This window comes from Pseudomonas sp. WS 5532, from assembly GCF_012985445.1.
GTDB lineage: Bacteria > Pseudomonadota > Gammaproteobacteria > Pseudomonadales > Pseudomonadaceae > Aquipseudomonas > Aquipseudomonas edaphica.
This window is the reverse complement of record NZ_JAAQWK010000014.1, coordinates 109,445-122,821: the sequence shown is the minus strand read 5'-3', so window position 1 is coordinate 122,821 and position 13,377 is coordinate 109,445. Positions and strand designations below refer to the sequence as shown.

The 13,377-nt window shown below is 60.7% G+C and carries 8 protein-coding genes; 1 reads left to right on the top strand and 7 read right to left on the bottom strand.

Annotated elements, in window-relative coordinates; genetic code table 11:
* Positions 1-165: 165 nt before the first annotated feature.
* The 7 genes from astE to HBO23_RS22515 all read right to left on the bottom strand — a co-directional run bounded on the left by astE (position 166) and on the right by HBO23_RS22515 (position 8,037).
* Positions 166-1,170, bottom strand: a complete 1,005-nt coding sequence (gene astE, locus HBO23_RS22545) for a succinylglutamate desuccinylase (protein WP_170039822.1) — start codon at positions 1,168-1,170, stop codon at positions 166-168.
* 11 nt (positions 1,171-1,181) lie between these two features.
* Entirely contained in the window at positions 1,182-1,472 is a 291-nt protein-coding gene (locus HBO23_RS22540; RefSeq protein WP_003214319.1) for a hypothetical protein, read from the bottom strand.
* Between the two features lie 37 nt (positions 1,473-1,509).
* A complete protein-coding gene (gene astB, locus HBO23_RS22535) occupies positions 1,510-2,856 on the bottom strand; it encodes an N-succinylarginine dihydrolase (protein WP_170039820.1) in 1,347 nt (448 codons plus the stop codon).
* A gap of 153 nt (positions 2,857-3,009) precedes the next feature.
* Complete coding sequence (astD, locus tag HBO23_RS22530) at positions 3,010-4,479, bottom strand: succinylglutamate-semialdehyde dehydrogenase (RefSeq protein ID WP_170039867.1); 1,470 nt, start codon at positions 4,477-4,479, stop codon at positions 3,010-3,012.
* Positions 4,476-5,501: an arginine N-succinyltransferase gene (astA, locus tag HBO23_RS22525; protein ID WP_017138423.1), complete on the bottom strand. Its 1,026-nt coding sequence runs from the start codon at positions 5,499-5,501 to the stop codon at positions 4,476-4,478. Before astA ends, astD begins: the two co-directional genes overlap by 4 nt.
* 49 nt (positions 5,502-5,550) lie before the next feature.
* Positions 5,551-6,570 carry an arginine/ornithine succinyltransferase subunit alpha gene (aruF, locus tag HBO23_RS22520; protein WP_017138424.1) on the bottom strand — a complete coding sequence of 340 codons (1,020 nt, stop codon included), beginning with the start codon at positions 6,568-6,570 and terminating at the stop codon, positions 5,551-5,553.
* A 246-nt stretch (positions 6,571-6,816) separates the two neighbouring features.
* The gene (locus tag HBO23_RS22515; protein WP_017138425.1) at positions 6,817-8,037 is read right to left on the bottom strand and encodes an aspartate aminotransferase family protein; all 1,221 of its coding nucleotides are present in this window, start codon (positions 8,035-8,037) and stop codon (positions 6,817-6,819) included.
* A gap of 299 nt (positions 8,038-8,336) precedes the next feature.
* Here HBO23_RS22515 and HBO23_RS22510 point away from each other — a divergent pair, with 299 nt between their 5' ends.
* Positions 8,337-13,373 carry a leucine-rich repeat domain-containing protein gene (locus tag HBO23_RS22510; protein ID WP_170039818.1) on the top strand — a complete coding sequence of 1,679 codons (5,037 nt, stop codon included), beginning with the start codon at positions 8,337-8,339 and terminating at the stop codon, positions 13,371-13,373.
* Positions 13,374-13,377: the final 4 nt, after the last annotated feature.

Here is a 13,377-nt window from a genome sequence, read left to right as displayed (position 1 = left end):
CAACACCAAAAAACCCGGCCTCAGAGCCGGGTTTTTTGTGGGCGCTTGCTTGTGTGGGAGCTGGCTTGCCTGCGATAACGGCAGGTCAGTCAACATCACTGTTGCCTGTGCCGCCGCCATCGCAGGCGAGCCAGCTCCCACATTTGATCGCGGCTGTCTTGGGACCTATATCAGGCCAGCATCCGTGGTCGGCACGATCAATATCCCCGCCCGCAAACCATTCTTGACCTTCGGGTTCGGGAAGATGATGCGCGCGCCCTCCTCCTCGATCACCCAGCGGGTCTTGGCCACGTCTTCGGCCAACAGGTAGCCCTTGGCCAATGACGAAAAGTTTTCTACATCCGCCGGCAGGTGCAGCAGGAAGGCATCACTGTGCTTGATCACTTCGCGAGAGACGGCAAACAATTGCAGGCCATCGAGGCTCTCGGTTTCGGGCTCATCACCTTCGATGATCTGCTTCAACCGTGTCTCCAGGCGTGACACATCCACGCCCTGGTTCTGCCCGAACGGTCGGGCCTTGCCCAATTCCAGGGTGAAGGCTTCGGCGTCGAGTTGCTCGTAGGTGAACGCGGTGAACGTGATCGAGGTTTTGTTCTGCAACAACACCGCCCGCATACCGGCAGCGTTCAGGCGCGCCAGCTCGTGGCGCGAATGCTGGCGCCCGTCCTTGAACGGGTACAGCGCGAACTGCTCGATCTTCGAGCCGCGAATGGCCGTGTGCAGGTCGTAATGCAGGCGCGAACGGCCCGGCAGGCTGAAGAAGCTGCGAGCCAGTTGCTCAAGCTCGGCGGCGCGCATGGCCTCCGGGCCGATGTTTTGTTCGTGACGGCCGTTGAACAGCCGGTTGACGTCCAGCTCAAGGTAACGCTCGCCGCGGCGTATGGCCTCGGGGTTGCCGAACAGGAACAGAATACGATTGCGGGGTTTGATCTCCCCACGGGCAATGCCATGCAACAGGCGGTCGAGCAATTCGATCGGCGCGGTTTCGTTGCCATGGATGCCGGACGACAACAGCAGGTCGCCGCCGTTGTCCAAGGCCTGCGGAGGGCGCACTTCAAGCGCGCCTTCGCTGAGCCAGCGCATCTGCACGCCGTCGACAGTCAGTTGAATTTTTTGCGCCGGTTCGCGACCGGCGAGGGTCAGTTCAAGCAGTTTGCCGAGGGCGAGCATAAGCAGCTTCCTTAGTGGTTGCAGCCAGGACCGTGAACGTGATCGTCGTCATCACCTTCAACGTCGGCCGGTTCCATTTCCAATTGCAGGCTCATCAGGTTGGTGGCCAGTGGGCGCATCAGCAGGTTGGCGTATTCAGCGTCACCTTCTTCCACGTCCACGCCGATCAGCAGTTGGCCACGGCCGTCGTGCTGGATCCAGATCTCCTTGCCCTGCCACACCACGGCGACGCGGGTGCAGGAGGTTTCCAGCTGGGTGCCGTCGGTGTCTTCAAGGATCAGTTTGAGGGTGTCGGTGGTCATAAATTGTTCTCAGCATAGGGTGTAAAAAGAGGCAGATTTAATTGATCTGGAAAGGATAAACCGAGCCCAGTTTAAGGATTTGCGTCAGTTCATCCAGTGCCGTCCGGCACTCAAGCAGCAATTGCGGGTCAGCCAGGTCGCTTTCACGCAGGCTGTCGCGGTAGTGCTTGTCGACCCATTGGGTCAGCGTTTCGTACAACGGCGCGGTCATGATAACGCCTGGGTTCACCGCCGCCAGTTCCGATTCATTCAAGGCCACGCGCAAGCGCAGGCACGCCGGGCCACCGCCGTTCTGCATGCTTTGCTTGAGGTCGAAGACCTTGACTTCGCGGATCAGCCCACCGGAGGCCGTCAGGCCTTGCAGGTACTGCCAGACGCGCTCGTTGGCGTGGCATTCTTCCGGCACGATCAGCAGCATCGAGCCGTCGGCGCGGGTCAGCAACTGGCTGTTGAACAGGTAGGAACGCACCGCGTCCTCGACGCTGACCTCGGCGCGTGGCACACACACCGACTGGAAGTTGCCACCCCGCTTGCCCAACTTGCCTTGCAGTTCGGCGAGCATCTGCTCGGTATTGAGAAACGCGTCCTCGTGGTAGAACAACACCTCGCCGTTGCCCACCGCGATCACGTCATTGTGGAACACACCGGCATCGATTACCGCCGGGTTCTGCTGGCCGTACACCACGCCGTCATCTTTCAAGCCGTGCAGGCGTGCAACTGCCTGGGAGGCTTCGAGGGTCTGGCGCGCCGGGTATTTTTGCGGCGCCGGGTAACGGGTGTCGAACGCACTGCGCCCGAACACGAAAAACTCAACCCCGGCCTCGCCGTAGTCACGGCAAAAACGCGTGTGGTTGGCGGCGCCCTCATCGCCGAACTGCGCCACCGCCGGCAACGCGGCGTGGTGGGCAAAGTGCTTGCCATCGGCAAACATCGCCCCCAGCACACGGCTGGTGGTCGGGTGCTCGATGCTGCGGTGGTATTTGCAGTTGAGGTTGGCGGCGGTGAAGTGCACGCGGCCATCCGCCGTATCGGCGCTCGGGCTGACTGTGGCAGCGTTGGCCACCCACATGCTCGACGCCGAGCAACTGGCCACCAGCAATGGCATCGCCTGCTTGGCGGCCTGCTGGATCACTTGGGCGTCAGTGCCGCTGAAACCGAGGCTGCGCAAGGCGGCCACATCCGGGCGCTCTTGCGGCGCCAGCACGCCTTGCACAAAGCCCATGTCCATCAGGGCTTTCATTTTCTGCAGGCCCTGCAACGCCGCAACCTTGGGGTTCGAAGACTGCTGGCTGTTGCTCTGGGACGCGACGTTGCCATAGGACAAACCGCCGTAGTTATGGGTCGGCCCCACTAGACCGTCAAAATTGACTTCACAGGATTTCATCGGCGAGGCTCCACGAACATCTGTTTTTATAGGCATCAAGTTACTTGAACACACCACTGACCTTGTGTGGGAGCTGGCTTGCCTGCGATGGCATCACCTCGGTTTTACTGAAAAACCGAGGCGCCTGCATCGCAGGCAAGCCAGCTCCCACATTTAGATCAGCGTTACCCCTGGCGTCAGTGTCGCTGGCAATACCAAACTCGGGGTCTCCAGCGACGCCACCGGGTACGCGCAATAATCCGCCGCGTAATACGCACTGGCGCGATGGTTGCCCGAAGCACCCACACCACCGAACGGTGCGGTACTGGCAGCGCCGGTCAGCTGTTTGTTCCAGTTGACGATACCGGCGCGGCTTTCCAGCCAGAACTGCTGGTAGCGCGCTTCGGAGTCCGACAACAGACCCGCAGCCAAGCCATATTGAGTGTTGTTGGCCTCGGCAATCGCCCCGGCAAAATCAGCGTAGCGGATCACTTGCAGCAATGGGCCGAACAGCTCTTCATCCTCACGCTCGGTCACGCCGGTTACATCAATGATGCCTGGGGTCAGCAAGGCGGCCTGAGCCTGCGGCTGAGTCATTTCCAACAGCGCCACCGCGCCATTGGCCAGCATCCACTCCTGGGCGTCCATCAAGGCTTTGGCCGCGCCGAGGGAAATCACCGACCCCATGAACGGTGGCGGCTGCTGGTCGAATGCACCGACTTCAATCGTCGCACTGACCGCCACCAGACGCGCCAGCAAGGCATCGCCCCAGGCGCCTTCGGGCACCAGCAAACGCCGGGCGCACGTGCAGCGCTGGCCAGCCGAAATGAATGCCGACTGAATAATGGTGTAGACCGCCGCATCCACATCGGCCACTTCATCGACCACCAATGGGTTGTTGCCACCCATTTCCAGGGCCAGGATCTTGTCCGGGCGCCCGGAGAACTGCTGGTGCAGATGGTTGCCGGTGCGGCTGGAGCCAGTGAAGAACAACCCGTCAATGCCAGGGTTGGCCGCCAGGGCGATACCGGTTTCCCGCGCACCTTGCAGCAGGTTCAACACGCCCGCCGGCAAACCGGCTTCGACCCAGCATTGCACGGTCAGCTCGGCGACTTTGGGGGTCAGTTCGCTCGGCTTGAACAACACCGTGTTACCCGCCAGCAAGGCCGGGACGATATGCCCGTTCGGCAAATGGCCCGGGAAGTTGTAAGGGCCGAACACCGCCACCACACCGTGGGGCTTGTGGCGCAATACGGCCGTGGCGTCGCCCAACGGGCCGCTCTTTTCGCCGGTACGTTCGCGGTAGCTTTGCACCGAGATGGCAATCTTGTTGGCCATGCTGGTGACTTCGGTGGCCGATTCCCACAGCGGCTTGCCGGTTTCCTCGCCGATGCAGCGAGCGATTTCATCGGCGCGCGTTTTCAGCGCGGCGGCAAAGGTTTCCAGCACGCTGATGCGTTCTTCCAGCGGGCGGCGAGCCCAGCCTGGAAATGCCTGACGCGCCGCCTGCACGGCCGACTCGACCTGCTCGGCAGTGGCGCCATTACCAGTCCACAGCACCTGCTGGGTCACCGGGTTGCGCGACTCAAACAGCTCACCCTGGCCGGCCAGCCAGCTACCTGCGATATACAGCGAATTCATTATTTCGACTCCCGAGCAGCAGACAACGCAACAGCGCGCACTTGATCACCCACCACCAGTTGCAGGCGTTTGGCGGTTTGCGGATCGACCACCAACGTGCCTGCCGCCAGCCGGGCCGGAGCGGCAGTAATGCGGCACTCCTCGCGCTTGCGGTTATGGATCAGGAACGGCGTAGCGTCGTCCCCCGGCGTGCCGATGGCCAACACCAGCGACTGGCTGTCGCGCACCGCACGGATTTTGCTGGTTTCACATTCCACCGCCGGGCCGGCGTCGAAGATATCGACATAACCCTGGTAGCTGAAGCCCTCACTCTTGAGCATGCTCAATGCAGGCTCGGTGTCCGGGTGGACCTTGCCGATCACATTACGCGCGTCTTCAGACAAGAAGCAGCTGTACAGCGGAAACTTCGGCATCAGCTCGGCGATAAACGCCTTGTTGCCCACGCCGGTGAGGTAATCGGCCTGGCTGAACTCCATCTTGAAGAAGTGCCGGCCCAGGCTTTCCCAGAACGGTGAGCGCCCGGCGTCGTTGGACACGCCACGCATCTCGGCAATGATCTTGTTGCCGAACAGTTGCGGGAACTCGGCGATAAACAGCAGGCGCGCCTTGGCCAGCATGCGGCCGTTGAGGCCGGTGCGGTAATCGGCGTGCAGGAACAACGAGCACAACTCGGAATTGCCGGTAAGGTCGTTAGCCAGGAACAGCGTCGGAATCTCGCGGTAAATGTTCAGCTCCTGGGAAGCGCTGACCGTGAGGCCGACCCGGAAGTTGTACCAAGGCTCACGCAGGCCGACGGCACCAGCAATGGCAGAAATGCCCACCACACGGCCTTCGTCGTTTTCCAGCACGAACAGGTAGTCGGCATCACCCCGCCCGGCTTCACCGCGAAAGGTTTTTTCCGCCCAGCCAACTCGATGGGTCAGGCGCTCCTCGTTGGCCGGCAAGGTGGTGAGGCCGGTGCCGGTGCTGCGCGCCAGATCAATCAGGGCCGGTAAATCGCTGCTGCGTACGGGACGAACGATCATGCTATCTCCTCAGACGGGCCGCTTTGCAGCCACCCGCGAAACTCTCTTTTTAAACCGCTACCAGACGCACACTTGCGCCTTCGCCAACGCCCAGGGCTTCAGCCGCTTCCAGGTCCAGGGTCACCGGCTTGCCGGGCGCGTAGTCCAGTTCCAGCATCACCGCGCGGTAATCCTGCAACTGCGCGTTGCTCACCAGGTACTGGCGGCCGACACCTTTGACCATCTCGCCGATTTTTACCGGCACCACGCGGCTCTGGGCGATCGAGCGAATGCCCGAAACCCGTGCGTGCAACGTTGGGCCGCCGTCGAAGATGTCGATGTAGTGGTCGGTCTCAAAACCTTCGCGCATGAGGATGTCGAAGGTGATTTGCGCACGCGGGTGCACCTGGCCCATGGCTTCCTGGGCTTCGTCCGGCAACAGCGGCACGTAGATCGGGTAATGCGGCATCAGCTCGGCGAGGAAGGTGCGGCTTTTAAGCCCGCACAGGCGCTCGGCGGCGGCGTAATTGAGGTCGAAGAAGTTGCGACCGATGGCGTCCCAGAACGGCGAATCACCGTTCTCGTCGCTGTAGCCGACAATCTCGGTCACCACCGAGTCGGCAAAGCGCTCGGGGTGGCTGGCGACGAACAGCAAGCGGCCACGGGAATTGAGTTCCGACCACGGCGAACCAACCAGCGCAGGCTGCACGTAGAAACTGGTGAGCAGGCTGTTGCCGGTGAGGTCATGGCACTGGGAAAGCACGTGGATCTTGTTGTGGATCTTCAGCTCGCGGGAAGCGTGCACGAAGGTCTCGTTACGAAAGCTGTAGAACGGTTCGGAGTAACCGGCCGACGCGACGATGGCCGAGCAGCCGGCGAGCTTGCCGGTCTCGGTGTCTTCGAGCACGAAGAAATAGCTTTCTTCACCGTTGAAACTCACCTCGGCCGCGAAAGACGCTTCGCTGGCAGCGATTTTATCGCTCAGGCGTTCCACATCGTCCGGCAAGGAGGTGACACCAATCGGGCTGTCCGCAGCCAGACGCTGTACCTCGCCCAGATCAGCCATTTGCGCGGGGCGCATCACCAGCATGGTGTCACTCCTTAACTCGAAAAACTCATAGGGGAAAAAATGCCGGACAGGTTTTCAATCAGAGAGGGCTTGTGTGGCGAGGGAGCTTGCTCCCGCTGGGCTGCGTAGCGGCCCCAAGATTTTGGGAGCGCTTCGCACTCCAGCGGGAGCAAGCTCCCTCGCCACACAAGCGGCTCCCACATTTGATCCGGTCCGGCCTTTAGAATTTTTGTTCGACGCCCGGATCACCAGGCGCCAAGCGGTCCATCAAGCTTGCGTCAACGTCTTCACAGCACGTTCGAAGCGGTCCAGGCCTTCGTTGATATCCGCCTCTTCCACCACCAGGCTTGGGGCGAAACGCACCACGTCCGGGCCGGCTTGCAGGATCATCAGGTTTTCTTTTTCGGCCGCGTTGAACACGTCCTTGGCACGGCCTTTGAACGCGTCGCTCAGCACGCAACCAATCAGCAGGCCCATGCCGCGCACTTCGGTGAAGATCCCGTATTGCTTGCCGATCTGCGTAAGACGCGCCTTGAACAGGTCGTGCTTGGCGTTCACACCGGCCAGTACTTCTGGGGTGTTGATCACGTCGATCACCGCCTCGGCGACCGCACACGCCAGCGGGTTGCCGCCGTAAGTGGTGCCGTGGGTGCCGACCACCAGGTGCTTGGCCAGGTCTTCACGGGTCAGCATGGCTGCGATCGGGAAACCACCGCCCAGGCTCTTGGCGCTGGTGAGGATGTCCGGCGTCACGCCGTAATGCTGGTAGGCGAACAGGTGGCCGCTGCGGCCCATGCCGGTTTGCACTTCGTCGAACACCAGCAGCGCATTATTGGCGTCGCACAGTTCGCGGGCGCCTTGCAGGTAAGCCAGTTCGGCTGGCAATACGCCGCCTTCGCCCTGGATCGGCTCCAGCACCACGGCGCAAGTTTTATCCGACACGGCCGCTTTGAGCGCGTCCAGGTCGTTATAAGGCACGTGGGTAATGCCGGTGATTTTAGGCCCGAAACCATCGGAGTACTTGGACTGGCCACCGACGTTGACGGTGAACAGAGTACGGCCGTGGAAGCTGTTCAACGCGGCGATGATCTCGTACTTCTCGGTGCCGAAACGGTCGAACGCAACGCGACGGGCCAGCTTGAATGCGGCCTCGTTGGCCTCGGCGCCGGAGTTGCAGAAGAACACGCGTTCGGCAAAGGTGGCGTCGATCAGCTTATGGGCCAGGCGCAGGGCCGGCTCATTGGTGAACACGTTGGAGACGTGCCACAGCTTGTTGGCCTGTTCGGTCAGTGCACCGACCAGCGCCGGGTGGGCATGGCCCAATACGTTAACCGCGATGCCGCCGGCAAAGTCGATCAGCTCGCGACCGGCCTGGTCCCAAACGCGCGAACCTGCGCCACGCACGGGAATGAAGGCGGCAGGTGCGTAGTTGGGCACCATCACCTGGTCGAAATCGGCACGTTGCACCGGGGCTTGCTCAACGGACATCGGAGTCTCCTGAAGAGGAACGCCTGCCTGGAACTGGCGGGCGATGCAGGGATTGTAAGGACAGTTTTCAGCGCGGCCTTGCCGCCAAGCGACAACTTCTTATAGCGCCAACCCGCGTTTTTGGCGGGTTTACGCCAATGCGACAAATAGCGTCGCAATGGCGCAGTTTAAACGTTGCATCGTTTGAGAGGCAGGGGCATCGCCTGCTGATTTCGAAGGTTGTATTAACTATCTGCCCCCTGTACGCCAATCAGACTTGCTGTGATGACGGTGACTCAACCCACTGAAGGATCAGCCACGTGCCTCCCCTGACTCAAACCACGCTCACCCAACACCTGACACTCACCGCCAGCAGGGTGCCCGCCGGGGCTCACACCCGCCTGCCGCAATGGCTGGGCAACGCCTCAAGCGCGCGGCGCGAGACTTTGAAAAACACCCGGCTTGAGTTTGCCGATTGGCAGGCCGACACCCGCCGCCAGCAACAAGCCCCCCTCCAGCAAGCCATGGCCGAGAGCTGGGCCACGCAAAACCAGCTCGATACCGCCCTGGCAGCGCTGCAAGCGCCCCAAGCGTTCGCGGCACCCTTGCTGCAACAGGGTCTTACTTCCCGCTTTGGCATTGAGCTGGATGTCACCGCCACTTACCTGCGCCTCTACGCCCCCGTGACGGTTCCGCTGTTCCCTGTGGACTTGGGAGGCGTCAAGGCCTGGACCGTGTCGCTGGTGGACGCAGCGCTGCACAATTTCGACGCCGCCGAAGGCGAAAAAGCCGCTTACACCACCGACTCCACCTTCATCACCCAACCCTCAGCCGCTGGGCAATTCGACACCCTGCCCGCTGTGACCGAAAAAATCAGCATCGCGCAATTCGTCGGACTGTGCCGCGAGCTGGACATCGGCGCGCAGTACCAACGCTACCTCAAAGGCTTTTTCGGCTTCCAGAACGCCACGCTGCAGGCATCGCTGCGCAGCAAGGTAATCGCCAATCTCAAAGCCGAGGCGCAAACCTGCGTGCACATGGCGCGCCTGAAAAAAGACGCGAGCGAATCGACGCTGCGCACACTCCAGGCGCAGCTCGACGGCCTCAGAGGCTTGACACTCCAGGGCAAGGTACTGCTCAACCACGACCTGAGCCTGATGGGCGCACCGCTGACCGGCATAGTGCTGTTCGCCGCCGACCTGGAGCAGCACCGAAGCGCAGTCCCCATAGTGGCGTACATTCCCGGCGACCCACTGGCGCCCCTCAAGTATTACCCCGACGGCACAGCATTCATGCGCGACCTGGCCGACAAGCTGCGCGACGCCGACTACCAGGCGTTTTTCAGCCGCTTCGTCAACCAAGAATACCGCGGCTACTTCTTTGCAGACCTCAACAGCCGGCTATCCAAAGTCGTCTGGCACTCGCCGCAGCCCGGCGACTCACGCCCCGCCTGGCGCGACGAACCGGTGGTCAACCCGAACCTGCAGTTCTATGCAACGAAAATCACCGGTGATCTTTACGAACACCTGTACGAGACCAAGCTCGACAAGCTGCTCAATGACGCTCGGGTAACCGCCATCTCCACCGCAGACGCCGACAGCAAGGCACGCTGGCAACGCTGGGACATTGTGCAGAAGGTCGCTAACGCCATTCTCGAAGTCGCCGCCTTCATCGTGACCCCTTTCCTTCCACCACTGGGCGCGCTGATGCTGGGCTACACCGCTTACCAACTGCTCGACGACGTATTCGAGGGCATCATCGATTGGGCTGAGGGCCTCAAGCGTGAAGCCTTCGGGCACCTGATGTCGATCCTCGAGCAAATGGTGCAACTGGGTATGTTCGCAGTCGGCGCACCGATTGCCGAAGGTTTGCTGCGACAGGCACTGCCCAACGAACTGTGGCGCTTTTTTGAGCGGCTCACCCCGGTCACAACTGACGGCAAGACCCGCCTGTGGAAGCCCGACCTGGCGCCCTACACCCATGACATTCAACTACCGCCCGAGTCACGCCCCAATCACGAAGGGCTATATGCCCATGCGGATAAACAGATCCTGACACTCAATGGACAACACTTCTCCATCAAGCAGCAATTGGGTAACACTTTCCTTGCCCACCCTACCCGCGCGCACGCTTACCGCCCGCAAATCATCAGCAACGGCAAGGGCTCCTGGCTGACAGCAACAGATCGCCCGCTGACCTGGGATCGCAGCACCTTGCTGCGTCGACTCGGCCCACCGGCTGACACACTCAGTGAGACGCGCCTGGAATGGGCGCATCGCATCAGCGGCGCCGACGATGCCGCCCTGCGCAAGCTGCATATGGACCGCCAACCACCGCCTCCACTATTGGCCGACACCCTCAAGCGCGTCGCCATTGATCAGCAACTGCAAGACTTTATCGACCAGATGAACAGTGACGACCCTGCGCAGTATCAAAAAGCCGACCCGCAAACCCAGCTTTGGCTGTTGAGTCAGACCGGCCTGTGGCCCGAGTCCAAGACCTTGCGCTTTCTCAACGCGAAAGGTGAGACCGTCTGGGAGCATAAAGGCCAGGAAAACTCGGCGGTGGCGCAGATACATGAAGCCCAGATGAAAAATGGTGATTTTCTCAAAACGCTGCTGGAAACCCTGGACGAATCAGAACGCAAAATCCTGCTTGAGGAAGAATTCGGCACCCCCGCCACCCAACTGCACGTGCGCGCGGCCAAACTGCGTAAACAGCTGGCACGCCAAGCCCAGGCCAAGCGCGCTTCATTGTTTGACTCCCGCTACCGAGGGCTGGAAACCACCGATGACCCGCGCCTGCAAAAAATCATCGACAGTGCGCCCGGCCTGCCCACCAGTGCGGCGCACGAGGTGCTGTTCGGCGCCAGCGGCCAAGACCTGCTGGCCATGGATCAAGGTAGTCTGCCACCCCATCTGGTGGAGCGCGCACGCTGGGCTACGCATCAGGTCAGGATCAGTCGAGCGTATGAAGGGTTGTACATGGATGCCCTGGAAAGCAACGACACAGAACAACTCGCGCTGCATTCCCTGGAAAAGCTGCCGGGGTGGTCGCCGCAGGTACGCCTGGAAGTGCGCGACTTCAGCCGCACCGGTACGGTACGGGACACCATCGGCCCGCTGCAGGCACCGATCCAACGCACCTTGGTGCGCGCCATTGATGGCGGTTACGTTCCCGAAGACGGCAAGGGCACCCTGTTCGGCGAAACCGACCTCTATACCGCCGTGCTCCAGGCACTGCCCGACGCGCAACGCGACGCGCTGGGTATCCACATTGGCCAAGGCCCACTGCTGAAACAGACCTTGCGCCAGTACGCGCTGGCCCGTGAGCCGCTGGGGGAGCTGCTGGCAACTGCGCCAGTGCGCAAGCCCTTTTACGACCCTAAGCTGATGCGCTTGCCCGGCGGCATGGAGGGTTACGACGCCAGTGCCCCTGGCAACACAAATAACCTTGAGGCGCTGTTAGTACACGAACTGTATCCCCGTCTCGCCCCAGCAGAAGTGGACTATGTACTGAACGCCATGCGAAGCCACCCTGGCTCGCCCTTACAGACGCTTCATTATTTGAAGGCTGAATTTTCACGACTGGAAACCGACCTCGCGACCTGGCGCTCCAACCTCTCTCAAACCTTCCTCAACACCGAAGTACCGCTTTTCTCCTCAACCGTTGCCGAAGAGAAACTTAATCGCTGGATCTGGACCCACCAATTGCTCCGTGCCTGGCGGCACGAGACCCCGGAGGACAGCGAGTTTTCTCTTGGCCGCCAATTGCACCTCGACGCCCCCTTGCAAAGCGAACTGCCCACCATCAGTGCCAACTTCGACCACATCTGCAACCTGAGATTGAAGGGTTATCCCACCACCCAAGGCGTACCCGCCTTTTTGGCCCACTTCCCCAACCTGCGCACGCTGGATATTAGCGACATAGCACTCAACACACTGCCTCCCGAAGTCATGGCGCGCACCCAGCTCAATCGGCTGACGCTGAGCAATTGCAACCTTAACCTGACCACACAAAGCCGTGCACAGCTTGCCACTTTGAGCCAATTGAGAAGCCTGGACCTTTCCCGCAACTACCAGCTGTCACTTTCTCCCAACCTTGGGCAAATGCCTGAGTTGCAGACGCTGAACCTTAGCCAGACGCATATTTCGCTATTCCCCGAACACCTGATCAATCGCCCTCAGCTCACGAGCGCCGACCTCAGCGGCAACTACCTGAGCAGGCTACCCGACGCGCTGTTCAGCCTGCCCGCCGAACGGGCTAGAGCGTTTGATTTGTCGGGCAACCCCCTTTCACGCGCCACCCTGGAAAAGATCAAACGTTACTGCCAGAGAACCGGCGAACACTTCGGCGCAGACGCCAACCCATTCGAGCGCCGCTTGGTTCATGAGCTTTACCCCACCTTCACTGACGACGAGGCGAATAACTTTATCTTCAGGTTGCCCGGTGAGCTGAATGACTCAATGCCCGCACTCCTGCGCTTGAAAACCGACTACGAGCGACTGCAAACAGACTTGCAGGAGTGGGCATTGGATATACCTGAACGGTACCCGTTCATAGACACGCCCATGGACGAAGGCGTACGAGCGCAACAGCAACTGCTTCGCCACCAGCTCAAGGCCTTGCTGGAAGAAAGCTGGCGACGGGAGACCGGTCTGGATTCAAGCCAGGAGCCGCCGACCACCGATCATGAAATGGCGCTGAAACTGCCTTTACTCGGCGATTTACCGGTGCTGAACATGGACTTTAAACATGTGTCGAAACTGGAGTTGAGCGCAGAGCAAGCCACCTCAATTCCCGAAGGCTTTCTTGTGCGTTTTCCCAACCTGGAAACCCTGCATATTCATCGTTATGCCCTGCCGGACATTCCTGCCGATGTGTTCAAGCTGACCAAACTCAAGACACTGATCCTGTCCCATAGCCGTATGCGGTTGACCGCAACCAGCGCCGACGCCTTGAGCGACCTGCAAAACCTTGAGTACCTGGACCTCAGTGGTAACCCCCTGGGCATCACGCCCGACGTCAGCAAGATGTCCGGGTTATCCACCCTGATCATCGAAAATGCCGGCCTTACCGAGGTACCCAACGGGACGTTCAACCTGCCATCCCTCGATCAACTGGACCTGAGAAACAACCGGATAACCGAACTTCCCACTGACCTGCTTGAGGTGGCGCCGGACAGGGCCGATGGTTTCGTTCTGGGCGGCAATACGTTCTCGCCTGAAACGATCGCCCTGCTGGTGCCGTATTACAATCGCACCGGAGTGGACTTTGGCATCCCGGAGGTCAGGCAGCGCGCGCAACTAAGCCCAACGTCGTCAACCGACGTATCAGAAGAAGAAACCGAACAATAAAGGC

Coding starts and splice junctions, on each gene's coding strand:
- HBO23_RS22515 (WP_017138425.1), bottom strand. CDS start 8,037: ATGTCCGTTGAGCAAGCCCCGGTGCAACGTGCCGATTTCGACCAGGTG.
- astB (WP_170039820.1), bottom strand. CDS start 2,856: ATGAAATCCTGTGAAGTCAATTTTGACGGTCTAGTGGGGCCGACCCAT.
- astA (WP_017138423.1), bottom strand. CDS start 5,501: ATGATCGTTCGTCCCGTACGCAGCAGCGATTTACCGGCCCTGATTGAT.
- astE (WP_170039822.1), bottom strand. CDS start 1,170: ATGCTCGCCCTCGGCAAACTGCTTGAACTGACCCTCGCCGGTCGCGAA.
- HBO23_RS22540 (WP_003214319.1), bottom strand. CDS start 1,472: ATGACCACCGACACCCTCAAACTGATCCTTGAAGACACCGACGGCACC.
- aruF (WP_017138424.1), bottom strand. CDS start 6,570: ATGCTGGTGATGCGCCCCGCGCAAATGGCTGATCTGGGCGAGGTACAG.